Source organism: Lacrimispora sphenoides, from assembly GCF_900105215.1.
GTDB classification, from domain to species: domain Bacteria; phylum Bacillota; class Clostridia; order Lachnospirales; family Lachnospiraceae; genus Lacrimispora; species Lacrimispora sphenoides_A.
In genome coordinates, this window is sequence record NZ_FOIP01000001.1 from 2,115,210 (window position 1) to 2,140,324 (window position 25,115).

The 25,115-nt window shown below is 32.9% G+C and carries 18 protein-coding genes; 17 read left to right on the forward strand and 1 reads right to left on the reverse strand.

Annotation, left to right across the window (positions count from 1 at the left end):
- Positions 1–192 precede the first annotated feature (192 nt).
- The 6 genes from BMW45_RS09615 to BMW45_RS09640 all read left to right on the forward strand — a co-directional run bounded on the left by BMW45_RS09615 (position 193) and on the right by BMW45_RS09640 (position 9,651).
- Positions 193–1,863, forward strand: coding sequence for a PspC-like choline-binding domain-containing protein (locus BMW45_RS09615; RefSeq protein WP_092242740.1), 1,671 nt, complete (start codon positions 193–195; stop codon positions 1,861–1,863).
- An 859-nt stretch (positions 1,864–2,722) separates the two neighbouring features.
- Positions 2,723–4,321 (forward strand): O-antigen ligase family protein, encoded by a 1,599-nt coding sequence (locus BMW45_RS09620; protein ID WP_092242743.1) that lies wholly within the window; start codon positions 2,723–2,725, stop codon positions 4,319–4,321.
- A 282-nt stretch (positions 4,322–4,603) separates the two neighbouring features.
- Positions 4,604–5,950, forward strand: a complete 1,347-nt coding sequence (locus BMW45_RS09625) for an exopolysaccharide biosynthesis polyprenyl glycosylphosphotransferase (protein WP_092242748.1) — start codon at positions 4,604–4,606, stop codon at positions 5,948–5,950.
- Positions 5,937–6,938: a glycosyltransferase family 2 protein gene (locus BMW45_RS09630; protein ID WP_092242751.1), complete on the forward strand. Its 1,002-nt coding sequence runs from the start codon at positions 5,937–5,939 to the stop codon at positions 6,936–6,938. The genes BMW45_RS09625 and BMW45_RS09630 overlap by 14 nt, the downstream gene beginning before the upstream one ends.
- A gap of 86 nt (positions 6,939–7,024) precedes the next feature.
- The gene (locus BMW45_RS09635; RefSeq protein ID WP_166433311.1) at positions 7,025–8,467 is read left to right on the forward strand and encodes a glycosyltransferase family 2 protein; all 1,443 of its coding nucleotides are present in this window, start codon (positions 7,025–7,027) and stop codon (positions 8,465–8,467) included.
- Between the two features lie 20 nt (positions 8,468–8,487).
- On the forward strand, positions 8,488–9,651 hold the full coding sequence (locus tag BMW45_RS09640) for a glycosyltransferase family 4 protein (RefSeq protein ID WP_092242764.1): 1,164 nt from the start codon (positions 8,488–8,490) through the stop codon (positions 9,649–9,651).
- 87 nt (positions 9,652–9,738) lie between these two features.
- Here the strand turns inward: BMW45_RS09640 and BMW45_RS09645 are convergent, their stop codons facing one another.
- Positions 9,739–11,151, reverse strand: a complete 1,413-nt coding sequence (locus tag BMW45_RS09645) for an oligosaccharide flippase family protein (protein WP_092242774.1) — start codon at positions 11,149–11,151, stop codon at positions 9,739–9,741.
- A gap of 123 nt (positions 11,152–11,274) precedes the next feature.
- Here BMW45_RS09645 and BMW45_RS09650 point away from each other — a divergent pair, with 123 nt between their 5' ends.
- The 11 genes from BMW45_RS09650 (at position 11,275) to BMW45_RS09705 (ending at position 25,110) form a co-directional block, all read left to right on the forward strand.
- A complete protein-coding gene (locus BMW45_RS09650; protein ID WP_092242778.1) occupies positions 11,275–12,579 on the forward strand; it encodes a hypothetical protein in 1,305 nt (434 codons plus the stop codon).
- A gap of 18 nt (positions 12,580–12,597) precedes the next feature.
- Positions 12,598–13,797, forward strand: coding sequence for a hypothetical protein (locus BMW45_RS09655; RefSeq protein ID WP_092242780.1), 1,200 nt, complete (start codon positions 12,598–12,600; stop codon positions 13,795–13,797).
- Between the two features lie 1,064 nt (positions 13,798–14,861).
- Positions 14,862–16,082, forward strand: a complete 1,221-nt coding sequence (gene cps2T, locus BMW45_RS09665) for a beta 1-4 rhamnosyltransferase Cps2T (RefSeq protein WP_092242790.1) — start codon at positions 14,862–14,864, stop codon at positions 16,080–16,082.
- A 44-nt stretch (positions 16,083–16,126) separates the two neighbouring features.
- Positions 16,127–17,131 (forward strand): Stealth CR1 domain-containing protein, encoded by a 1,005-nt coding sequence (locus BMW45_RS09670; protein WP_092246314.1) that lies wholly within the window; start codon positions 16,127–16,129, stop codon positions 17,129–17,131.
- 20 nt (positions 17,132–17,151) lie between these two features.
- A complete protein-coding gene (locus BMW45_RS09675; RefSeq protein ID WP_092242793.1) occupies positions 17,152–18,312 on the forward strand; it encodes a glycosyltransferase in 1,161 nt (386 codons plus the stop codon).
- A 37-nt stretch (positions 18,313–18,349) separates the two neighbouring features.
- Entirely contained in the window at positions 18,350–19,552 is a 1,203-nt protein-coding gene (locus tag BMW45_RS09680) for a hypothetical protein (RefSeq protein ID WP_092242795.1), read from the forward strand.
- A gap of 10 nt (positions 19,553–19,562) precedes the next feature.
- Positions 19,563–20,402 carry a glucosamine inositolphosphorylceramide transferase family protein gene (locus tag BMW45_RS09685; protein WP_092242798.1) on the forward strand — a complete coding sequence of 280 codons (840 nt, stop codon included), beginning with the start codon at positions 19,563–19,565 and terminating at the stop codon, positions 20,400–20,402.
- 5 nt (positions 20,403–20,407) lie between these two features.
- Positions 20,408–21,430: a glycosyltransferase family 2 protein gene (locus BMW45_RS09690; RefSeq protein WP_092242801.1), complete on the forward strand. Its 1,023-nt coding sequence runs from the start codon at positions 20,408–20,410 to the stop codon at positions 21,428–21,430.
- A 17-nt stretch (positions 21,431–21,447) separates the two neighbouring features.
- On the forward strand, positions 21,448–22,566 hold the full coding sequence (locus tag BMW45_RS09695; protein ID WP_092242804.1) for a polysaccharide pyruvyl transferase family protein: 1,119 nt from the start codon (positions 21,448–21,450) through the stop codon (positions 22,564–22,566).
- Positions 22,567–22,606: 40 nt separating this feature from the next.
- A complete protein-coding gene (locus BMW45_RS09700; RefSeq protein WP_143057022.1) occupies positions 22,607–24,157 on the forward strand; it encodes a lipopolysaccharide biosynthesis protein in 1,551 nt (516 codons plus the stop codon).
- Positions 24,157–25,110, forward strand: coding sequence for a Coenzyme F420 hydrogenase/dehydrogenase, beta subunit C-terminal domain (locus BMW45_RS09705; RefSeq protein ID WP_092242807.1), 954 nt, complete (start codon positions 24,157–24,159; stop codon positions 25,108–25,110). Before BMW45_RS09700 ends, BMW45_RS09705 begins: the two co-directional genes overlap by 1 nt.
- Positions 25,111–25,115 lie beyond the last annotated feature (5 nt).

Consider the following 25,115-nt stretch of genomic DNA (forward strand, 5'->3'; position numbering starts at 1 on the left):
TTATACTATACCATGTGATGGAGGAATTGATAGCTTCTGCCGGAAATGTAAATATTTTTTTGTTTTTGCAAAAAATGCAAAAAAAGTAAAAAAGGTATTGATAATTTCCATTATAGGAAGTATAATTACCTCGTAATGCAATTAGGAATTTCGAAGAGTATTTCAAAAAGAAAAAAGGAGAGTGCATTAATTATGAGAAAGCAGACCAAATTAGTTGCTGTATTATCAACAGCAGCACTGCTTGCATTAGGCGCTTCCATGTCCTCTTTCGCAGCAACTGGCTGGCAGGAAGAAAATGGTTCATGGGTGTACTATGACAAGAACGGCGACTTAGAGACAGAGAAATGGGAGAAATCAGGAGATAACTGGTTCTACTTAAACGAAGATGGCGAGATGGCTACCGATGTTGTTGTTGAATACAACGATAACTACTACTATGTAGATGAGAACGGTGCTATGGCTACCAATAAGTGGGCTTCTGTTGAGAATGAAGACTATGATGGAGACAGCGATGAAGAACCATTAAATAACTGGTACTACTTCGGTTCCAATGGTAAGGCTTTTAAGTCCTCTTCAACCAGCAACACTGCTAACTTTAAGATCATCAATGGCAAGAAGTATATCTTTAATGATGAAGGCAAGATGTTATATGGCTGGATTGATACCAATGGTGAAAGAAAAACCGGTGATGACGCTTGGGAAGAAGGAAATGGTCTTTATTACTGTGGAGACGAGAACGATGGTGCTCAGGCAACAGGCTGGTTATCTCTTGATATCGTAGATCCTAATTATGAAGCCACTAATGAAGACGGATTTTCCAGCAAAAACGTATTTGATGATGAGAATCAGACACGTTGGTTCTATTTCAAGAGCAATGGTAAGAAGTTAGCTGGTAAGAACGGTGAGACTATCAATGGCAAAAAATATAGCTTTGATAAACATGGCCGTATGAATGCAGAGTGGGTATTCTATGGTACACCATCTACTCCAACCGATGTAAAAAATGAGCAGGGTACTCCTTCTTATAGCGATAAGTTCAAATACTATGGCTCTCCAGAAGATGGCGCAAGAGTTACCAAAGGTTGGTTCCAGGTAGTTGCAGATGAGAACCTGAATAAGGGTAACTATGATGATAGCTCAGATGCATGGTATTATTCTGATAGAAACGGTAATTTAGTTGCCTCTAAGATTGAAACTGTCAATGGTAAGAAGTATGCATTTGACGGATATGGCAGAATGAGAGCTGGAATGAGATTTATCAAGTTTGAAGCTGGCAGCACAACTAAGATTGATGAGATCTTAGCAGATGATAATGATGATTATCCATTCGATACAGAAGCTAACTTTAAGAAGTATTCTGAAGATCTGTTAAAATTGGGTTATAACTGCTATTACTTTGGCAGTGGTTCTGACGGTGCAATGAAGACAAATAAGCAGACTGTTGATATTGATGGAGATAATTTCAACTTCTTATTCAATAAGTCTGGCAGCTATAAGGGCACAGGTAAGAATGGCGAAGATAACAAAAAATATTACTCTGCAGGTATGCTTTTATCAGCAGACAAAGATGATAAGTATGCTGTAGTCAAGATTGAAGAAACAAAAGATGAAAATGATAAGGATATCACAATTTACTCCTTATTAACAACTGATGATTTCATTAAAGACTATACAATCTCAAATAATACTGATGCTGAGAAGTATTCCGAGTATTACGAAGTTAAGACTGTTGCTAATACTAAATTTAAATTAGTAAATACTTCTGGTGCTGTTCAGAAAAATAAGACAAAAGCTAAAGATGGCAATGATCGTTGCTACAAGCAGAGCGTTGAGAACATCGTAGCAGTTTTTGTAGAAAGCTAATTAGTTAGATCAAAAAGTTTGTCTTAAAAGTGGGTAATAGGTTATCTATTACACACCCAAACTGTAGACAAATCGGTGCTAGGACTTATGTCCTAGCACCGATTTTCTTATATCACAAAAAAATACCCCCTTGCAGGGGAGGTGGGCAGACTACCGGAGCGCTTTTCGAGCAAGCAGGTAAAAACCCTTATAGGGGTGGTTAAAGCCACCGGCTAAGCCAGTAGTCTTGACTTATACATAATGATACTTGGTCTCAACAAAGAAAAGCCTCTTTTAGATGTCCTGATTTTCTTGCCAGTTTTTATAGATTCATGCATACAAACGAAAGCCCGGCCATTTTTTCCAATCGGCCTTTACTTTCATCTGTTTATATCGAAATCATGGTTTTCTTTCGCTCTTCCAAAGAGATGTTCTATAGTTTCATTTCCGCTGGGAATACAGTTCCTTCACTGTCTACGTATAACGGATATTTTTTTTACATCTCCATATATGGTTCCTAGATATGACGTGTGACCTTTTTACATATTCCTTACTTTCTATACATTCTTTAGATAAAGGCAACTTTCACATATATATCCCTTGGCTATTGTATTCACAGTATCCCTATCGATTAATTGTACTCTATTTCAATACCTTATTATTCAGACATATATTGCATACTAATCATGAGCATGCTCCTTCTTTCGTTATGGGATGTTTATACGGAAACAGAGGTTTATGGTAAAAAATTAAAGTTTTGTCAATATAATATTAAGGTTGTCAAGTTGCGCAATCTACCATTCAATGATATACTAGTGAAAGCAATTATGTTCTGTGATACCAAGTTATACATTAAATATGGATACGAGGAGAATATTTTATGGATGATAAGATAAATTTAGAAAAACATTTTTACACTGAATCAGTAGAAAATAAACCTCGGGTTTTACAGGTGATAACTGCCATCTATGTGGCTATTATTTTGGGGATTTTTCCTATAGTATTTCATGACTATTATTTTGATATTTTAATATTTAAATATCGTTTTTATTTTGTGACTTCACTTGTTTTTTTCGTTGTAATGTTTATTATGAATATTGTTTCAAAAAAATACAATCGAGAAAATTTGAGATTTTTTTTAGAAAAGAGAAAATCATTAACACCTTCAGAAATTTCATTGCTAATGTTTATGGTGATTGCTATTGTATCAACTATTCAGTCCGATTATAGATTTGAATCTTTTTGGGGTAATGAGGGGAGATATATAGGATGTTTTCTTTTGTTGATTTGTGGAATTAGTATTCTTATTGTAAGCAGGACATTTAAATTTAATAAATGGATATTAGATCTATTTTTATTCACTGGAATATTGATTTGTCTGTTTGGAATTACAGACTATTTTAAACTTGATATATTAAAGTTTAAAGTTAACATGAATCCTGGTCAGCGTAATATATTTGTTTCAACCATAGGCAATATTAATAGTTATACCTCCTATATTGCTATGATAATGGCTGTTTCTTCCGTTCTTTTTTCAAAAGAGCGTATTTTTTGGAAGGTGATTTTATATTATATAAGTATGATTATCTCATTCTTTGCAATTATCATGGGTATAAGTGATAATTCATATCTTGCATTAGGAGCTCTTTTTGCCTTTTTACCTCTATATATCTTTAGTACAAGGACTGGCGTAAAACGATATATTTTAATGATTGCTTCATTTTCTGTTGTCATCTTTGTGATGGATTTTATAAATAAAACTATACCAGACTATGTATTGGAAATGGATGGGATTTTACAGAAATTATCTGGCTATGGTAAATTGGAATATATTGTAGTTAGTGTAGTTGCATTAAGTATACTGGTATATATTGTCGGACATTTTAGAAGGGGTAAGGAAGATAACCTGGGACACAAATGGCAGATTGCGTGGCTTGTGTTTCTATTTATGGCTACTGCTTTTTTAGCATATGTTTTATATGAAGTAAATATTTTAAAATTGAATCGATATGGTGAGTTGAACTCTTATTTGTTGTTTAACGATGATTGGGGAACTCATAGGGGATATATTTGGAGAATCGGTCTTGAGAATTATAGCAGGTTTCCCATGATTCATAAAATATTTGGATATGGACCGGATACCTATGGTCTTTTAACTCATTTTAATAATTATAATGACATGGTTCATAAATACCAGGAAGTTTTTGATAGTGTGCATAATGAATATTTACAATATTTTATTACCATGGGACCATTCAGCTTGATTTCGTATATAGCATTTTTGATATCATCGGGAGTTAGTATGTTTAGAAGATCAAAGGGAGATGCTCACATTATGGCCATTTTCTTTGCTGTTATCTGTTATGCAGTTCAAGCAACAGTCAATATAAGTGTGCCTATTGTTACTCCAATTATGTTTACTCTTTTAGCAATAGGGCTCGCGGGAGTAAGAGAAGATACAAAATTGTGTTTAGATTAAAATTCTATATTCCAGAGAACGGGGGTGGACTTTCGTATTCTGCACATTTTATTAATTGGCCAATATTTTACTAACTGAAATTATAAAGCTTAGATAACATGAACTCCAAAAACTGTTGATTTTGTATAAAATAACCAGTTTTTGGAGTTTATTCATAAAATCTTAAATATTAACAGTGCTTTTTGTAATGGAGAAGATTGTACTAATTTCGGGTAATATGTTATACTAATAAGGCATTAGGCAAATTAACAATTAGATTAATAAAGATAAAGGTGCATTTAAATGAAAGTTGATCAAAAATATAAACGACTCTTTAAGTTGATTTTCACTTTTGGGATTGCGTCAATGCTAATTGTGATGTATGGTTGGACGTGGATCGGTTATTATAACAAGATTCTAGAATTTCCGTTTTATCGCCGTGGGAACTGGATGATGATTTTTCTATATGGGATTATTCTAGTCCTTTTCATGAATACATATGGCGGATTTAAAGTTGGATATTTAAAAAAGGGGATTTTAATCTATTCACAAATATTAGCAGTCATTTTTACCAATGTTTTTACGTACTTGCAGATTGCTGCTTTGGATAAACATTTCTTAAATCCTTTGCAATTAATAAGGATGACTGGATTAGATTTCCTGGTTATAGTAATTTGGACATTAGCCTATCAATGGATTTATGGAAAGATGTTTCCACCGAGAAAAATGTTATTGATATCTGGAAAAAGGTCAGATTATCACCTTGTAGAAAAGATTAATTCAAGAGAGGATAAATATGAAATATGCCAAATCATTAACATCGAGCAGGGCATTCCCCTCTTACAACAGGAGATATTAAAGTATGATGGAGTCATAGTCGGTGATATATCCTCCCATGAACGGAATCTAATATTAAAATATTGTTTTTCTAATTCTATTCGTACTTATAACGTTCCTAAGATTTCAGATATATTATTAAAAAGCACAGTAGAGCTAAATCTTTTCGATTCACCACTATATCTTTCCAGAAATGAGGGCTTAACTATTGAGCAGTTATTTGTAAAACGCTTTGTAGATATTATAGGGGCCTTGTCAGGAATTGTAATAACAAGCCCTCTTTTTTTAATTATAGGCCTCTTCATTAAGTTTACAGATAAAGGCCCTATTTTTTTTAAACAAGCCAGATTAACAATAGATGATAGAGTATTTAATATTTATAAGTTTCGAACTATGATTCAGGGCGCCGAAAAAGATGGGGTAGCACGTTTGGCTGCAGAGGGAGATAGCAGAATATTGCCAATTGGGCATCTTCTCCGGAGAACAAGATTAGACGAGCTTCCTCAGCTTTTTAATATATTGATGGGTGATATGTCTCTTGTGGGCCCTAGGCCGGAGCGCCCCGAACTTGTTAAAGAAATACTAGAGGATATACCGGAATTCTCTTATCGGACAAGGGTCAAAGCAGGTCTTACAGGTTATGCGCAAATTTACGGGAAATATAATACAACATCGTATGATAAGCTAAAGTTGGATTTAACATATATTAGGAATTATTCGTTGCTTTTGGACTTAAGGCTAATTTTTATGACACCTAAAATTATGTTTATGAAAGAAGCTACGGAAGGGGTACAGTCAGATGAAGGGAAATGAAAAAGTAAAAGTTTTAACAATTGCTATACCAACTTATAATGTGGAAAAGTATTTAAACCAATGTTTAGCCTCTTTTTTGGTGCCAGATGTCATGGAAGACCTGGAGGTTTTGATTGTTAATGATGGATCAACAGATTCCAGCGCAGAAATTGGAAAACATTATGTGAATAAATATCCCCAGACCTTTCGAATGATTACGAAAGAAAATGGAGGTCATGGCTCAACTATTAATAAAGGGATAGAGGAAGCAAAGGGTAAATATTTTAAAGTGGTTGATGGCGATGACTGGGTATTAGAGGAAGGCCTTAAAAAATTGGTTGATCTTTTGCGCAATACTGATGCTGATTTGGTTCTTAGTAATTATTATTGGGTTGATGACGCTACAGAAAAGGTGACTACAGAAGTAAAGCAAGTATGTCCGGGTATCGAATATGGTCGTAAAGTGTCCTTTACAAGCGTCGTGGATAAAATATTTTTTAAGATGCATGCGATTACGTACCGGACGGAAGTCCTAAGGCAGATCCCTGATAAGATTGATGAACATTGCTATTATGTGGATATGGAATATATTACATTTCCGCTTCCATATATAAATTCTGTAGCAGCTATTCCAGATTGTGTATATATGTATAGGATCGGACAGCCAACACAGAGTGTAAGTTTAGAGAATATGCGAAAAAGATGCCTGCAGCATGAACGGGTATTGAGGCGTCTGCTTGAATACTATAATGCTTTTAAAAATGAACCATGTTGCAATTGCATGACTGTGATAATTGGAAGAATGGTTACCAGTCAATATAAGATATACCTTAGTTTTGGTTTGAATCATAAAGAAAAGTTGATGAAGATGGAGAAGGAGATACAAAGCAACTATAGGGAAATTTATCAAGCTGTTAAAAATCCTGCAATAATTATTTTAAGAAAAAGCAATTATTGTCTTTATAGTTTGATCTCTAAGATGGTAAATTATAAACGTGGGGGGAATTAATGAGATTACAATCAATAGTGTTTCCGTCTTCTGTAAAAACTTCTGTTAAAGAACTATATGTTGTATCCAACGAGGACGTTCGGATTATGGAGTATAATAAGGCTCAAATAATAAAAGGCGGAGTTCTTGATGCAGGAACTTATTTTAATAGTATATCCATAAAAAAATGGAAAGAGTATACAACGGTTAATAAAATAAATTTTTCTGGACAAATAAAAGGTCATTACATTCTGGAAATTTTTGAAAGGATTGTATTAAAAGATACTGTATATGATCAATGCATTTACAGCGGTGAACAAAATTACCCTGTTGAAACATCAATCAGTGTAGCACTATTGCCGAAGCATCAGGATAGTATGTGTTTTGTAAAAATAAGAGCTATTTCAGACGTGTTTCTGGAAGACTTGCATTATTCGGGGGATGAGGCCGCAGTCGATGATGTCCGGATTGCAGTCGCTATATGTACTTACAAGAGAGAAGGTTATATACAAGATAACATAGAACAAATTCGAAAGAGAATATTGCAAAACAATAAGTCACTTTTACATAGCCGTTTAGATATCATAGTTATAGATAATGGACAAACTCTAAACTTTGATTTTAAAGATATACAGCTATACCCTAATCGTAATACTGGTGGAACAGGAGGCTTTACAAGAGGTCTTATTGAAGCGCTTCATCAGAGGGAAGAAAAATCCTATACCCATGTCCTTTTGATGGATGATGATGTCGATATTGAGCCGGAAGCATTTGAAAGAACGTATTCCATGCTATGTCTGCTGAAACATACTTACAAGCATTCTTTTATAGGAGGTGCGATGTTAAGACGTGATGAGCCGAACATTCAGGAAGAATCAGGCGCAAACTGGGATGGTATATCACGCTCCCATGGAAAAGGATACGATTTAAGGAACGCGGAATGTATTATGAAAAATGACGAAATATATTCTGCAGATTATAATGGCTGGTGGTATAGCTGTATTCCGTTATCTGAGATTGGCCTGAATAATCTACCTTTTCCTTTCTTTATTCATTGCGATGATGTGGAATATGGTCTACGCAATGCAAAGAACTGGATATTTCTTAACGGTATTTGTGTATGGCATGAGATTGCTTCTGTTAGGAAAAACCTGATAAGGGATTACTATGATGTTAGAAATTTTATGGTGATGAATATTCTTTATGACAAAAAAGGGTATTCAAAGTGGGCACTAACAGCCGCGTTGATTTGCCGATTAGCAGCTGGGGTGTTAATACCTAAGCTGAGTTTTCATACACGAATAAATGCAATGAAGGACTTTTTTGAAGGAGTGGAATGGTGGGAAGGGCTGGAAATTGATAATTTTCACCAGAAGGTAAGCTCTGAAAAAGTAAATGCATCTATTAAAGATATTATTATTGTGTGCTTTCGGGTTATATTTTTCCCGTTATTTTATGATAAGTATTACGATAATTACCAAAAGCATTGGAAGGAACTAACCTCAGAAAAATATTGGAATAAATATAGGTCCCTTTTGCCAAGATCATAAACAGGGGGAGAGTGAAAAATATGAAAAATAAAAAAGCACTTTTGGTTACGACGGTCAGTGGCTTTGTTCCCCAGTTCGAAATGGCGAATGTTCGTATACTGCAAGAGATGGGTTATGAGATTCATTATGCTGCTAACTATAATTACCCTTCTTATGGAAATGATAACCATAGATTAGATGGCACTGGTATTATCCAGCATCAAGTAGATTTCGCCCGAAGCCCGTTTAAGTCTCAAAATGTAAAGGCATATAAGCAGTTGAAGCGCCTTATGACGACAGAAGATTTTGGACTAATCCATTGCCATACACCTATGGGAGGCGTATTATCCCGACTAGCGGCTCATAAAACGAAAACGGCACCGGTAGTTTATACCGCTCATGGTTTTCATTTCTATTCGGGAGCACCACTTGTTAACTGGCTACTATACTATCCCGTTGAGAAACTTCTCTCATTTTTTACTGATGAGTTAATCTGTATTAATAAGGAGGATTATAAAAGGGCAAAGAAAAAATTTCATGCCAGGAATGTAGACTATATTCCTGGTGTGGGAATAAATCTAGAAAGAGTTCAAAAAACTGTCGAAGTTTTAAGGAAGAGAGAAGAACTTGGAATACCTGAAGGTAAGGTTATTCTTTTGTCTTCGGGAGAATTGATAAAGCGTAAAAATCATGAAGCAATCATATGGGCAATTGCACAATTGAAAAATAGTACAATGGACTTTCATTACGTTATTTGTGGGCATGGGGTATTAGAAAAACACCTTCATCAATTGGCTAAGGAACTTCAGGTATTGGAACTAGTTTCTTTTTTGGGATATCGGGAAGATATGTCAGAAATATTACAGATAGCTGATGTGTTCCTTTTTCCATCAATTCAAGAAGGGCTTCCCATGGCTATGCTGGAGGCGATGGCATATGGACTTCCTGTCATATGCTCTGATATTCGCGGTAGCAGAGACTTGATGGGAAAGTATGCTGAACATGCGCTGGATTACTGTGCAGGAGGTATTGTGGTGAAATCTGCAAGTGATGTTCTCTCTTACGGTCAAGCCATTAGGATCTTGATGGAAGATAGGAAAATGAGGGAAGAGATGGGGGAGAAGAATCGCCTCTGTGCAAAGGAATTCAGTGACCAGTATGTAAAGAAAGATATGTGCAGAATATACAGTAGATTATTGCTTTAATAAAACTGGTTCTGCATTTAATAATGAATGCATATTTATTGATTCACTATTAATATACAGAACCGGCCTGGGCTATACTATAAGGTGTTAAAGTTTATAGTGTAAAATCAGTGCTATAAAAAGTATATAGACTCCAAAGAAAACGGAAGAAGTAAGCAGAAGATCTATAAATATTGATCCTGTGTTTATGTTTCTTATAAAAATCATGATGAAGCTGGCGGTCAGCGATGAAAATAGAATTTTGTAAAGTTGTAAATTTTTCGATACTTGACTGAAGTCATTACGAATGAAAAAAAGCTGTATCATTAGAACTACAAACTCAGCAATCAGTGTACCTATAGCGGCACCAGATGCTCCCAGCTGGGGTATTAATAATACATTTAATATAATATCAACAAGTGCTCCAACGCAGGTAGAGTAAAGAACCAGATGTTCCTTGCCGTGAGGTACGAGAAGCTGAATCCCTATTATATTTGTTATTCCTATAAATATTATGGTTGGCATAATGATCTGCATAGGCTGTACGGACCCTAAAAAGGCAGTGCCAGAAAGAAGTAATATACTTTTTTCTGCCATAAATGAAAAATAAACACATAAAGGCAGGGAGATTAAAATTACAAATTGAAGAGCCTTTTCTGTTAAAACCATAATTTCTTTTTTAAGATTTTTTTCAACATAATAGGATACTCTTGGAAGTAAGACCGTACTGAGAGAAGTGACTAAAGTGACTAATATAGCTTTAATCTTTATTGCAGAGTTATAGTATCCTACTTCCAAATTACCTTTCATAAATCCTAACATAATAATATCCATATTGGTATATATAGTAGTGGTAACAGTGAGGGCGAAAAATGTAAAAATGGGTTTTAAATGCTGTGTAAAATTGTAAGGCCCAATATAACCAAATTTTATATATTTTCTGACATTAATAAAGTTTACAAAATTAGAACCTACGCTGGCAAATATAGTAATAGCTCCATAAATAACATAGTCTTTTTGATTGTGTACCAAAGCGAACATTAATACGACGGATAAGAATTTAAACAATATAGAGCGCGTGGTAATATATTGATATTCCTCCAGTGCCTTATATAACCACTCCATTCCTAGAAGGTTAAATAATATACTGGAGCTACAAATAATGTAGAGAAGTTTTTCTTGCTTGAATTGAGGGATTTTAAATAAACATATAAAAAAGATGGTATACACAAAAACAGTCATTATGAAATTAATGAAAAATATTTCGTGAACAGTTCTAGATAATTCTATGGAATTATCTCTGACTCGTGAACAAGCACGTATACCATATGTGGGGATACCAAGCATTGCTGCCATGGAAAAATAGGCAGCAATAGAAGTGGTGAGAGTTATCTTGCCCATACCGACTGGCAGAAGGATTCTTGATACGTATGGAAAAGTTATGAGAGGGAAAATAAATGAAGAGGCAGTTAAGACCGCATTCATGATAAAGTTTGTTTTTAATGATTTCTTACTGAGCATTAGACACCTCGATTCTTTGACTTTTATGAGTATATCATAATTACAGGAAGAAGTTCAAGCCTGTCAGTCTGATTTATCTGGATGCGGTATAAAGAACGAAATGGAAATATAAGGAGGCTAATTTTGAGGCAAATTAAATCCATCTATCTCAGAAATATATATGTAGAAATAATGAAAAGAAAAAAGCTGCTGTTTACTTTTGTACTGTTATTTACTGCGGTATTTGCGGTTAGCGGATATAAAAAGGGAATAAGCAGTGCGCAGCTTTCGCAAGAACAGGAAAAGAAAGTTCAGAACTATCAGAATACAGTTGCTGATTATGATAATGCAATATCGGAGCTGGACCGAGGCCTAGAGTTGGTTCAAAAGCAAATTAACCAGCTGCAGGATTATATGGACCAATCGATCTATATGAAATTAGATTCCCAGAATATTTATGCAGCTTCTGTTCAGTTTGCCATATCCAATACAAGCAATACGGGTAATGTTCTGAACTCATTTACCTATTTTATTAATGAAGGAGGCCTGTTAAGTGATTTATCTAAAGAGTATGGTGATCTGGATACCAAGTATTTGAAAGAAATAATAATGAGTTCAACAGGAAGCAATATCTTGAATATTTCGATTTATCATCACGAAAAAGAGCAGGCCCAAAAACTTTTGGAATCAATTGAAAATCATATTAATGGGCAAGTGCCTGTAATTGCCAAGGCCCAGAACACGTTTACGATTCAGAAGATAAGCTCCTCAAGTTTTACAAAGGCTGATGTTAATGTTGCGAATACACAAAATAATAATATCAATAATTTAAAAAACTTTTTGACCTATAAGGTTGATTTGGAGAATAAAAGAATTTCTCAGGAAAGCAGCAAGAGTTCATACATTGAGAAAAATGAATCAAAGGTTGCGGCTATGGCCCAGGTCAATCCATTAAAAGAAGTAATAAAATTTGCAGGAACAGGTGCAGTCTTTGGAATTTTGCTTTTATGGTGTTTTTATTCAATTAAATTTATTCTGGGAAATTATTTGAAATCAAAGGAAGATCTGCTTAGTGCCAATCTGCCAGTAATTGCCACTTATAGTTCTGCAAGAGGTTATCTGCCATCCATAGACCGGACTGTCTTGGATATACAGCTCTGGTCTGAGCAGTATCAGATGTCCGGGGTATTTATTAATGCATTAAGCGAAGATGAATTGACAAAAATAGTGGTCGTGGATTATATAGACAAGATTAGCCAGCTGGATTTGTCGGTTGATACTGGGTATCATGTGAACGATGATGCCGAAGAATTACGGAATATGATTAATGCGAAATATAGTATTGCGATTGTACAGGTAGGTAAGACTTTATATTCACAGATAAGTGAACAGATTGCTGTGTGTGAAAAGTTTGGAGTGAAAATTTTGGGGTATGTGGTTGTAGAGTAGAGCAGGCAGGAGTTTATAATGAAACATAAAATAGCAGATTTTAAACAATACATCAATGCAATCTGTTCGGCAGAAGGACTCTTTTTTACAGGGTTTATTATCTATCTTTGCAGAGGAATGTGGGAAACCACCATGCTTCCTCTTAATACCAGTATCAGTCAGTTGTGTTTATTACTAACTATATTTTTCATAACAATGAAAATTCTTTTTTTTGACACATATTCTGTGGGTGGATATCTGGGGATGGCAGCGGGGGTTGGGTGTACCATCTTAATTTATTTGAATAGTGGATATACGAATCCATTTTTCTGGCTTTTACTACTTGTGGGATGTAGGAATATTCCGTTTGAAAAAATTTTAAAAGTTTATTTGGTGATAATCGGTTCCATAATGATTTTAGCATTTTGTGCGGCTTTTTTTGGGGTGATTGAAAATCTGGTTTACAAAACTTCTGGGAGGGGAGTACGAATTGCCTTTGGCAGTATTTATGTGACGGACTTTGCCTCCCATATTTTCTATATGATTCTGACCTACTGTTATCTAAAGGCAGATCAGTTGAAAACGTATCATTTTGTTGGTATTCTTATTATAGCAGGTGTGGTATACCATTTTTGCAAAACACGTTTGGACTGTTTAAGTATGGTATTGGTTGTGGTTGTATTTGGTATCAACCACTGGTTGCAGAAACTGTCATATAATGGAAAAGGGCTATTGAAGAAGTGGAGATACTTTTGGAGACGGTTTGGGATGGTGAGCATGCCTCTTTTTGCACTAATCTCTTTTGTTTGCACTAAGTATTATAATGAGGAAAATAAGGTACTTAAGTTAGTTAATAAAGTAATATCAAATAGGCTGAGTTTAGGAAAACAGGGTTTAGATACTTATCCGGTTACACTATGGGGACAAGTAGTTGATATGGTTGGAGCAGGTGGCTCGGATCAATGGCCTACGGATTATTTCTTTATTGATAATTCCTACATCCATATACTTCTTAGATTTGGATTTGTGTTCGTTGGCGCACTGTTGGTAGTTTATGTCTTATGCTGCTATAGACACAAAGGCGATATATATTTTCTTTTTGCAGTTGCTTTGATTGCAATTAATTGTGTAATTGCACATCATATTTTGGATGCGACTTATAATCCGTTAGTGAATATATTTTTAGCGTATTGTGTAAAAGGTGAAAAGAAGTTGGTAAGTGGCCCTAAAGTTATGTGAGAGATAAAGATGGTATAGAGTAGGCATTGATTACATTTGAGATGAAAGCGTATTATTAATTCGATAGAAAACGCATGCAGGCGCCTTAAATGACGTTTGTAATAGATTATATAAATGAATTCTGGACTTAGAGAGACAATTTGAGAAATACCATATCTTTTCAGAATTGCTAATATATTATTCTTAATTTAATCTTAAGTGGTTGAGGTTTATATGGTATGATGATAATATTATGTGGAGGATAGATGCTTTTGGTGGACTGGAGATTTTCTCTATGGTTATTTTAGAGCATAGAAGTTTTAAAATAAAATGCTTCGAATTGAATTATACAATGAGTACATTTATGTACAACAATTAGGAGTGGAGAGTAAAAAATGTAAAACGTACTTAAACATTGAGAAATATATTCACGAGAGTTATGATGACAAAGGCATTAATAGTGCCAATCCCAAAACAACCTTTATTGCTTATGGTTCGGAGACTAGAAAAAGCAAAATTGCAGATGATGATAAACAATTACTTATAAACAAAAAGGGATATCAGCTAAAGATTACTTGCTTGCGGCATAATTGGGAGAAGGTTAGCAAAGATATGAAAAATCTACTCTGAGGTTTAAATTATCTTACCTGGAGAAATGAACAGAAAGCCTTTTTTTAAAGGCATTCCGGCACATTGGAAGAAGGGTAAAAGAGATGCCGCAGCGAATGGAAAAAACTTTTGCTGTTTGCTGTGTTCTGACGGTGAAAAAATCAAAAGCCAGTTTTCGACACATTAAGATGTTGCTTCTTAAATTTATATTTTCATTATGGCATTAAATCCATGAGTGTCATCATGAATTTAATGGTGTGAGGAAAAAACATACCGAATTATTGCATTGATATGGAATAGTCTATGCAATGTCAAATAGACAGAAGCATGTGGAAAGAAATCTTAGAAGAATTCCTTATGCTTATGTTGGTGAACAAGAGCATAAAGAAATTCATGTTTATGAGTATAATGCAAGACTAGGAATAAGTCAATTAAACAAAAAAGGTTTAACGTAATTGAGGAGAAAACATTATCTTATGGAAGACAATAAAAAGATTGCAAACTGCTTTGTGGCAGGAGCAAAATCTCTCGGAAAATATGGTGGATATGAGTCATTTTTAAAGAAGCTTGTAGAATACCATAAAGATAATAAAGGTATAAAGTATTACATTGCATGCAAAGCAAATGGTGATGGTAAGATGATACCTTCTGAATTGGAAGGAACATCAGAAGTAAAAAACGGAGCATTTACATATTGCAATGCAACTTGCTATATGATCAATATTCCAGAGTGGATGGGTGCAGCTCAGGCAATTTATTATGATATAGCAGCATTAAAGCTATTTTGTAAGATTATTGAAGAGGAACATATAGAAAATCCAATAGTTTATATCCTTGCCTGCAGAATCGGACCTTTTATGAATAAATACATTAAAAAGATACATGCTCTAGGTGGTAAAGTCTATGTCAATCCAGATGGCCATGAGTGGAAACGTGCTAAATGGTCAACTCCTGTAAGAAAATACTGGAAAGAATCTGAGCGACTGATGGTGAAATATGCTGATCTTTTGATATGTGATAGCGTGAATATTGAGAAATACATTCAGGAAGAGTATAAGAAATACAATCCCAAGACTACATATATCGCATATGGTGCAGAGACATCTGCAAGCCCATTAAATGCTGATGATCCTAAATATGTTGAGTGGTTGAACAAACATGAGATAAATACACCATTTTATACAGTTATTGGTAGATGTGTACCAGAGAATAACTATGAAACAATCACCAGGGAATTCATGAAAAGCCATACAGATAAGTGCTTGGTAATCATCACAACCAATAATCCAGAGATGCTGAGTGATCTAGATAATAAGCTCCATTATAAAAATGACAAGAGAATAAAGTTTGTAGGTACAGTATACAATCCAGAACTACTTACAAAGATAAGAGAAAAATCATTCGCTTATATCCACGGCCATTCAGTAGGTGGAACAAACCCATCCCTGCTCGAAGCACTGGGAAGTACTAAGCTTAATCTTCTATTTGATGTAGGGTTTAATAAGGAAGTTGCAGAAGATGCAGCTTTGTATTGGACACTTGAAGACCAGAATCTTGCAAATCTCATAGATAGATCAGATAAATTGTCAGATGATAAAATTGAAACAATGAGCAAGAAGGCAAAACAGAGAATAACAGATGCCTATAGTTGGCAGTTTATTGCAGAAGAATATAAAGATATCTTTAAAATAAAGTAAATTTGGTTAGTCTGATTGTTGCCTTGAAAGGATTATAATAATTTATGGATATAGATAAAATCGACATTGTAATTACATGGGTTGATGGGAATGATAATGTATGGCTAAAACAAAAATCAGAATATGAAATGAAGATAAAAGGAATAGATACTTCAAGTAATAATAATGCAAGATACAGAGACTGGGATAATATTCAATATATTTTTAGAGGAATTGAAAAGTTCATGCCATGGATAAATAAAGTCCATTTTGTTACGTGGGGCCATATTCCGAAGTGGTTAAATGAAGATTGTCCAAAATTAAATATAGTTAATCATAAGGGTTTCATTCCTGAAGCTTATCTTCCGACATTTAATTCAAATACAATAGACTTAAATTTACATAGGATACCTGGCCTATCAGAAGAGTTTCTTAATTTTAATGATGATATGTTTGTAATAGGTGATACGAAGCCTACTGATTTTTTCCATGATGGACTACCAAAGGATATAGCAGTGATTTCTCCAGCACCATGCTTCAGAGATGTTATGTGTTGTACTGAAGCCAATAATTTTGGGATAATAAATGATTATTTTTCGGTTGAAGACATTAAGAAAAATAATCGTAAATGGTATACTTTGAAATATGGTAAATTTCTTGTTAGAACTTTTATTTTTAGTAAGTTTAAGTCAATATTAGGATTGTTTGAACCACATATACCTTTTTCACATTTAAAAACAACCATGACAGAATTATGGGAAAAGGAATATACAGTATTAGACAATACATGCAAAAATAAATTCAGAACAAGGGATGATGTAAATGAGTGGTTATTTAGACACTGGCAATTAATGTCTGGAAAGTTTGAACCTAGAAGATGGAATTTTGGAATTTTAATGGATGTTGCAACACAGGAAGATGCAATAATTGAACTTTTACGTAATCCTGGAAAAATAAAAATGGTATGTATAAATGATACTTCAAGAGTAGAGGATTTTGATGTATGTAAGTCAAGAATAAACGACGCTCTACAGAATTTATTGCCACAAAAATCACAGTTTGAAAAATAGACCAATAGGAGTTATGTGTCATGAACAACAATCCTAGAAATAAAGAAACACCAATAAAAGTATTACATATAGGAGCAGATAATATTGGGCGAGGTGGCCGTTCAGTTATCGTTTTTAATTTAACACAACACATGAATCCAAAACTGGTTTGCAATGACTTTTTATGTTTTAAGAAGGTGGAAGCAGAACTTGAAAACCTAATTAATGATAAGGGTGGACATTTACAATATATATTAAATCTACCTAAGAGAAACAAGAGATTAACATATGAATATGCAAGGACAAAAGCTATTTTAGATACTATTAAAAATAATAAATATGATATTATTCACATACATGCAGATCATGCGTATGAAGTCATAAAAAGTGCAATCATTTCTAAAATGGCTGGATGTAGAGTAGTATTTGCACATGCACATGCTACAGGTATTTCAGAAAATAGTAATAGAGCATTACCATTTATTATTGGTTTATGTAAAAAAAATATTCCGTTATTTTGCGATAGGACTTTTGCATGTAGTAATGAAGCTGCAAAATTCATGTTTGGAAGAATTCCGAATGATTTAGTGATTATAAATAACGGTATAGAGCTTGATTCATATACATTTAATCCAGAACTACGAAAAAGGATTAGAGAAGGTTTACATATTAGCGATAAATATGTGATAGGTTGTATCGGCAGATTAACAGAACCAAAAAATCATCAGTTTTTAATAAAGGTCTTTTATGAGTATCAAAAAACGGATAAAAATTCAATTTTAATGTTAGTTGGGGATGGCGAATTAAGAGCTGAAATTGAGAAGTTGTCACAAGATTTTGGAATAAGAGATTCTGTGATGTTTATGGGGAATTGTAATAATGTAAAAGAGCTGCTCCAAGGAATGGATATTTTTGTTTTAACGTCAAAAAGGGAAGGTTTTGGAATAGTAAATATTGAGGCGCAGGCAGCTGGGTTGCAATGTGTTGTAAGTGATGTTGTTCCTAAAACGGCAAAAGTTGAAGACAATTTTCAATTTCTTAGTATCAATGAACCTGCTATAATATGGGCGAACTGCATACGTAACAGTAAAAAGATAAATGCTAAAAGAGAGTCAAACATCGATTTATTAAAAGAAAAAGGATATGATATTGCAGACAATTCAATAGTTCTGCAAGAGATTTATGTGAATATTATGCGTTGATGCTTGAGGCTGATTTATGAGAGAGGAAATATAGACATTGAAGTATATACAGCAAAAAAATAATATTACTGTGAAAAATCCCATAAATAGTAGAATAATAATAGATAATAATAAGTTTTTTATGATTTTATATTTTATATATCTTGTAAAAGATTTTATTTTCTATGGGACGACTATAAATGAATGGATAGGAGCCTCTATCTCTAAATTTATTACATTAACGCTACACATACTAATCATATTATTGAGTTTATGGCTGATTTTCTTTAAAAATAGAATTACTAAGAAAAGAATCATAGAATTCATTATTGCTGTAGGTATAGGTAGTATGATAGCAATTCAAACGGGATCAACTTCATTTTTTGATTTTACTCTAATCATATTCTGTATGAGAGGTATGGATTTTAATGCGATACTAAAAAAAGTCCTAAATATGCTAACTTTAATGACTTTGATTATTGTTGGTTTAGCATATTCCGGGGTCACAGAAATGATAATAGATACGACAAATAAAAACATGGGTATGCGATATGCAATGGGGTTCACACATCCAAACAGAGTTGGAATAATTTCATTTGAAATAATTTGTTTGATTTTATACTGTTATAAGGAAAAGAGTAAATATAAATACTTTATTTCGTTAGTATTATCATTTTTAGTTTACTCAATTGCAAAATCAAGAACTGCCTTTTTATTATCGATATTTGTAATAATCGTATTTTTTGTATTTGAAGTAGTTATGAAAAAGATGAAAATCCGTAATATGAAATTATTAGCTAAATTTGTAATTGCTTTGGCTTGTATTGCTACAGTGGTATTTGTTTGGTATCTATACAAAAATCAGAAACTATATTATGAAAGCACATTGATATCGAGAATACGAATGGCAATAATATATTATGACGCATATCCTGTGAATTTATTTGGAAACACAATATTATCAGGAGCAAATACTAGATTACCAGGAACAGCAATGGGATACTATTATCTTGATAATGCTCCTTTAGAATACCTTTTGAGAAACGGAATTCTGGCATTTGTTTTTTTTATAGGAATTTATTGCTGGAGTATAAGTAAATTAATAAAAAACAGGTGTTGGAGCTTGCTGATAATCCTTATATGCTATGCTATGTATGGTATGGTAGAGACAAATCCATTCTCACTAGTATGTAATGCTTTTTTATTGATATTCGGATATGTTATTCAAAATAAAGATGAAAGAATGAAATTACTGAAATGAGGATATTGAAATGAAGCTATATAGTGGCAGTTGGTCAGTTGCATATAGAAAAAAAGGAGAATCACTGTATAATATAGTAAAAAATCCATCATGGGGTTATGCTGCGGATCCGTTTTTAGTTGAAGAAAATGGTAAGGTATACATATTTGCGGAGTTGTTTGATCAAAGAGAAGGAAAAGCAAGCTTAGGGTATTGTACTATTAATAATAATATGTGTTCTAAATGGAAAGTGATTTTAAAAGAAAATTTTCATATGTCTTATCCTCATATATTTAAAATGGATGGTAACTGGGTCATTTGTCCTGAGAGTTGTGAGGACAAGACGGTATTTTTATATAAATGCAAGGAATTCCCAGATAAATGGGAGAAAACAAATCCTTTCATTAATGATATGGACTGTAGTGATACCACTTTTTTGTGCCAAGATGGAATATTTTATGGAGTTACTTGCTTATTTCATGAAAACCCGATGAAATTGCTATTGTTTAAATATGAAGATGGAAAACTAACGTTTTCTGAAAAGAACCCATTAATTAAAGGTGGAGAATTAGCCAGATCCGGTGGAGCTTATTTTAATGATGGAAATAAAACGTATAGGGTCTCACAGGATTGTTCTAGTGAGTATGGAAAATCTTTAGTTTTTACTGAATTTCAGTTAAATTGGCCATCATTTAGTGAAAAGGTAGTAAAAAGAATACATTTTGATGAATTATTATTTGATAAAAAAGTGAATGGAATAGGTATTCATACATACAACTGTTCGGACAATTATGAAACAATTGATATTAAAACTAGGGGCATAAATTTAATTCCTAGAATTTGGAAAAATATATATAAATTTATGAAATAAATATTATGGAAGTTAATGTATTATTTAGTATTTTAATACCGGTTTACAATGCACAAGAATATATATCGGAGTGCATAGAAAGCGTTTTAAAGCAAAAATATAGGAATTGGGAATTAATAATCATTGATGATGGTTCAAGTGATGATACTCTCAAGATTTGCCAAGATTTTTCTAGGCAAAATAATCGCATAGTTGTAATACATCAGGATAATAGTGGAGTATCAACAACTAGGAATTCTTTAGTTGAAAAAGCTAAAGGTGAGTATCTGATTTTTTTGGATGCAGATGATTATTGGATTTCTGATGATTTTTTATATAAGATAAGTATGGTTATTCATGATGTAAGTCCAGAGATAGTCTGTTGGTGGGCAGAAATTGAAGATGTTCAGAATTCAATTATAAAAAGGTATAACAACAATATTAACTTTACCAAAAAAAAAATCAGCGGAAATCAATTTCTATATGAAGTATTAAATGGTGGGAATTTTAATTGGTGGTTATGGCTATATGCAATAAAAAAAGATTTATGGTTAAATCCAAGAATCTCCTTTAATCCTCAACGTAAAATCTGTGAGGATGAAGAGGTTTTATTTAAGATAATTACTAGAGCACATTCTATTTGGAATTTGGAAGAGTATGCATATTGTTATAGGATTGGAAACGCTTCTTCTGCTATGGGCACAATTAGTAAGACTCAATTTCAAGATATGCTAGAAGTTGCTGAAAAAAATGTGATATATGTTATTAACAGTGATTTTTTTGATAAAAATCTAAAAACTAATTTGATAAGGAATTTTTCAAGTGTTTATTTAAAATTGGGATTAAGACTTCGAGATATATTGTTACCAATTGAAAGAAATTCATACTATGATTTGTTACGGAAATACAGATGGATGCTAAAAAAATCATTAGGATATTTGTCATTCTCATTTGATGTCAAGGTAATTATTGTGATGTTATTTGGCAATAGAGTGGGATTTGGTATATTACATTGTATTGATAAGATATTACATAAAGAGAATGGCTAGAAATGGAGAGCTAAAAAGTGAAACATGTGCTATTGGTAACTTTGTTTGATGATAATTATGGAAATCGACTTCAAAATTATGCACTTCAAACAGTTATAGAAAATCAAGGTTTTGAAGTAACTAATGCTATACAACCAAGACCAACAGATACAAATTCAAAGCTAAGTAGAGTGAAAAATCTAGCAGTAGATTTTTTAGCATTATGTGGATTAGAACAATATAAAAAAAAGCGAAACATAAGAGTAATCAGAGGGATAAGATCAGATAACTTTTATGAGTTTAATCGTAAATATATAAAAAAAATGATACCAATACAATATAATAACTATGCAGCGCTTGATCTAGAGAAATTTGATTATGCGATCACTGGGAGTGATCAAGTATGGCATAACTGGGATCATGCAGATGGAGAATTGGATTACTTCTATTTACGATTTATTGATAAAGAAAAAAGAATTGCTTATGCACCATCATTTGGATTTTCCATATTTCCGGATGAAGATAAAAATACACATATTAAAGGAATAAGTGGAATTAATAAATTGTCTGTAAGGGAGCATAAAGGTGCACAATTAATACATGATTATACTGGTCGAGAAGCTACATTAGTTTTAGATCCTACGATGCTTCTAAGATCAACAGACTGGGATGAAATCACCAAAAGACCAAAGGAAAAATTACCAAACAAATATTTGTTTTTATATTTTTTAGGCGAACGAACATCATCAGTAATTGAGGGATATAAGAAAGTTTGTCATGAGAATAATTTAGAATTAATAGACATATTCGATAAAGAATCACCTTTTTATTCGATGGGTCCATCAGAATTCATCTGGATAATAAAAAATGCTGATTATGTGTGTACGGACTCCTTTCATGCGACTGTTTTTTCAATAATATATCATAAGGAATTTACAGTTTTTAAGAGAGCAGGAAAAGGATACGAAGATATGTTTAATCGTATCGAGAATTTATTAAATGAATTTGATTTGATGAACAGAGTATTTAAGGATAATAATGATCATACGAATGTATTAAAAACACAATCAACAATCGATTGGGTGGAGATAGAAGAGATATTAAATTCAAGAAAAAGGGATAGTATGAGCTACTTATTAGCTGCACTAGAGCGATAATGTGATAGTATATTTGTAGAAGCTTATGGAAGGTGTTAAATTGAAAATAGAAAGAATAAATAATGCCAGTAGAAACATAGTTTTTGGTGGACTTTTGAAAATATATCAAATAGTAATCCCATTTTTAATGCGAACAATCATGATATATTTCATGGGTGTACAATATTTGGGACTAAATAGTCTATTTGCTTCAGTTTTGCAGGTGTTAAACCTTGCGGAACTGGGCGTTGGAAGTGCAATGGTGTTTAGCATGTATAAACCTATAGCAGATGATGATGAAGTCACTATTTGTGCATTAATGAAACTATACCGAAGATACTACAATATTATTGGACTCATTATTGCAATATTAGGTACATTACTTACACCATTTATCCCTAAAATAATCAATGGTGATGTCCCAGTAGATACAAATATATATATATTATATTTATTAAATCTGGGAGCTACAGTACTTTCATATTGGCTTCTTGCATATAAGAATAGCATTTTACAGGCGCATCAAAGAATAGATGTAATAAGTAAAATAAATTTAGTGACAAATACAATTCAATATGCACTTCAAATTATGGTGCTAATTTTTTTAAGAAATTACTACATATATGTATTAATTATGTTAACGACTCAGATATTAACCAACATATTAACAGCAATTATTGCAACAAAAAAGTATCCTGATTATAAGCCTATTGGTACGTTGCCTGATGAGTTGATTAAAGGTATAAATCAGAAAATTAAAGATTTATTTACATCAAAAATAGGTGCAATTATTGTAAACTCAGCAGATACTATAGTTATTTCAGCATTTCTTGGATTAACGGTATTAGCAATTTACCAAAATTATTATTTTATATTAACTGCGGTCATAGGAATTGTTGAAGTGGTTTTTACGGCATGCACAGCGGGAATTGGAAACAGCCTTATAGTTGAGCCAAAAGAAAAGAATTTTAATGATCTAAATAAATTTACATTTATGATAGCATGGGTAGCTGGCTTTTGTGCTTGTTGCTTTTTGAATCTTTATCAGCCATTCATGGAAATATGGGTGGGTAGAGATTTAATGTTACAATATTCTGCAGTTGTATGTCTTTGTATTTATTTTTTTATTTATGAAATTAATAGATTATTAAATACATATAAAGATGCAGGTGGCATTTGGCACCAGGATAGATTTAGACCCTTAGTAACTGCTATTGCAAATCTTGGAATGAATTTAATTATGGTTCAGTTTTGGGGAATTTATGGAATTATACTTTCAACAGTTCTTTCAATGCTATTTATTGGGATGCCATGGATTCTATATAACTTATTCACGTCTTTGTTTGAGAAGAGACAGCTACCATTGTATTTGCGTAAACTTGGACTATATGTGATAATTACATTTCTAAATTGTGGCGTAGCGTATTTTATATGCAGTTATATAAATTATGAAAAATGGGTGACGTTTGCAATAAGAATGATTGTTTGTGCAATTTTACCTAATGTAGTATTCTTTCTAGCGTATCGTAAACTGCCTGAATTTAATGAAAGTATATCTTTATTAGAAAAAATATCCAAAGGGAAAATAAAACTTAGTAAGCTGGTGAGATAATGATATTAGCATGTTATAATAAAAAAGAAAGTATTAGAATGCAAAGTTCTTCTGGTGGAATCTATTATACTATTGCAAAGAATGTGCTAGATAATTCAGGAATTGTTTATGCTGTATTATATGATAATCTTTCGGTAGTGCATACAAGAATTGATTCTGTTCATTTATTAGAAAAAAGCTGCGGATCAAAATATGCTCAATCTAATATGAAAGATTGTTTTTCATTAGTAAAGGAAGATTTACAAAATGGGCGTAAAGTGCTTTTTGTAGGAACTCCATGCCAATGTGCTGGTTTAAAGGCATATTTAAGTAAAGATTATATTAATCTACTTGCTATTGATTTTATTTGTCATGGGGTACCAAGCAAGAAGGTATTAAACAGATATCTTAATGAGCAACAATATCTTCAACCTATAGATACAATTAATATGCGAGATAAAACAAGTGGTTGGACAAATTATCAATATTCATGGAAATTTAGTAATGCTAATGAAACTAAAGTATTATCTCAGTCAAATATTGCTTTTATGAAAGGTTTTACTGGGGATCTCTTTCTCAGACCTTCTTGCTATGAGTGTTGCTTTAAAGGCCTCGAAAGAAAAACAGACATTACACTGGGAGATTACTGGGGGGTATGGAATATACAGCCAGGAATGGATGATAACAAAGGTACATCTTTGGCTATTATTCATTCAGAAAATGGGAAAAAAGCTTTTGAAATAGTTGCAAACGAATTTGTTTATGAGGAGATTACGGATTATAATAAAGTGATAAATTATAATCCAAGTATATGTAAAAGAGCGGAGAAAACAGTTAAGAGAGAAAAGTTTTTTGAACGATTTAACTCAGGTGATACAGTTGAAGGTATTGTTAATGATTTACTTAGATCAAACGAACAATTTGGGATGAAATCTAGATTAATAAGAAAAATCAAAGGATTTTTAAGTAATTAAGGAGC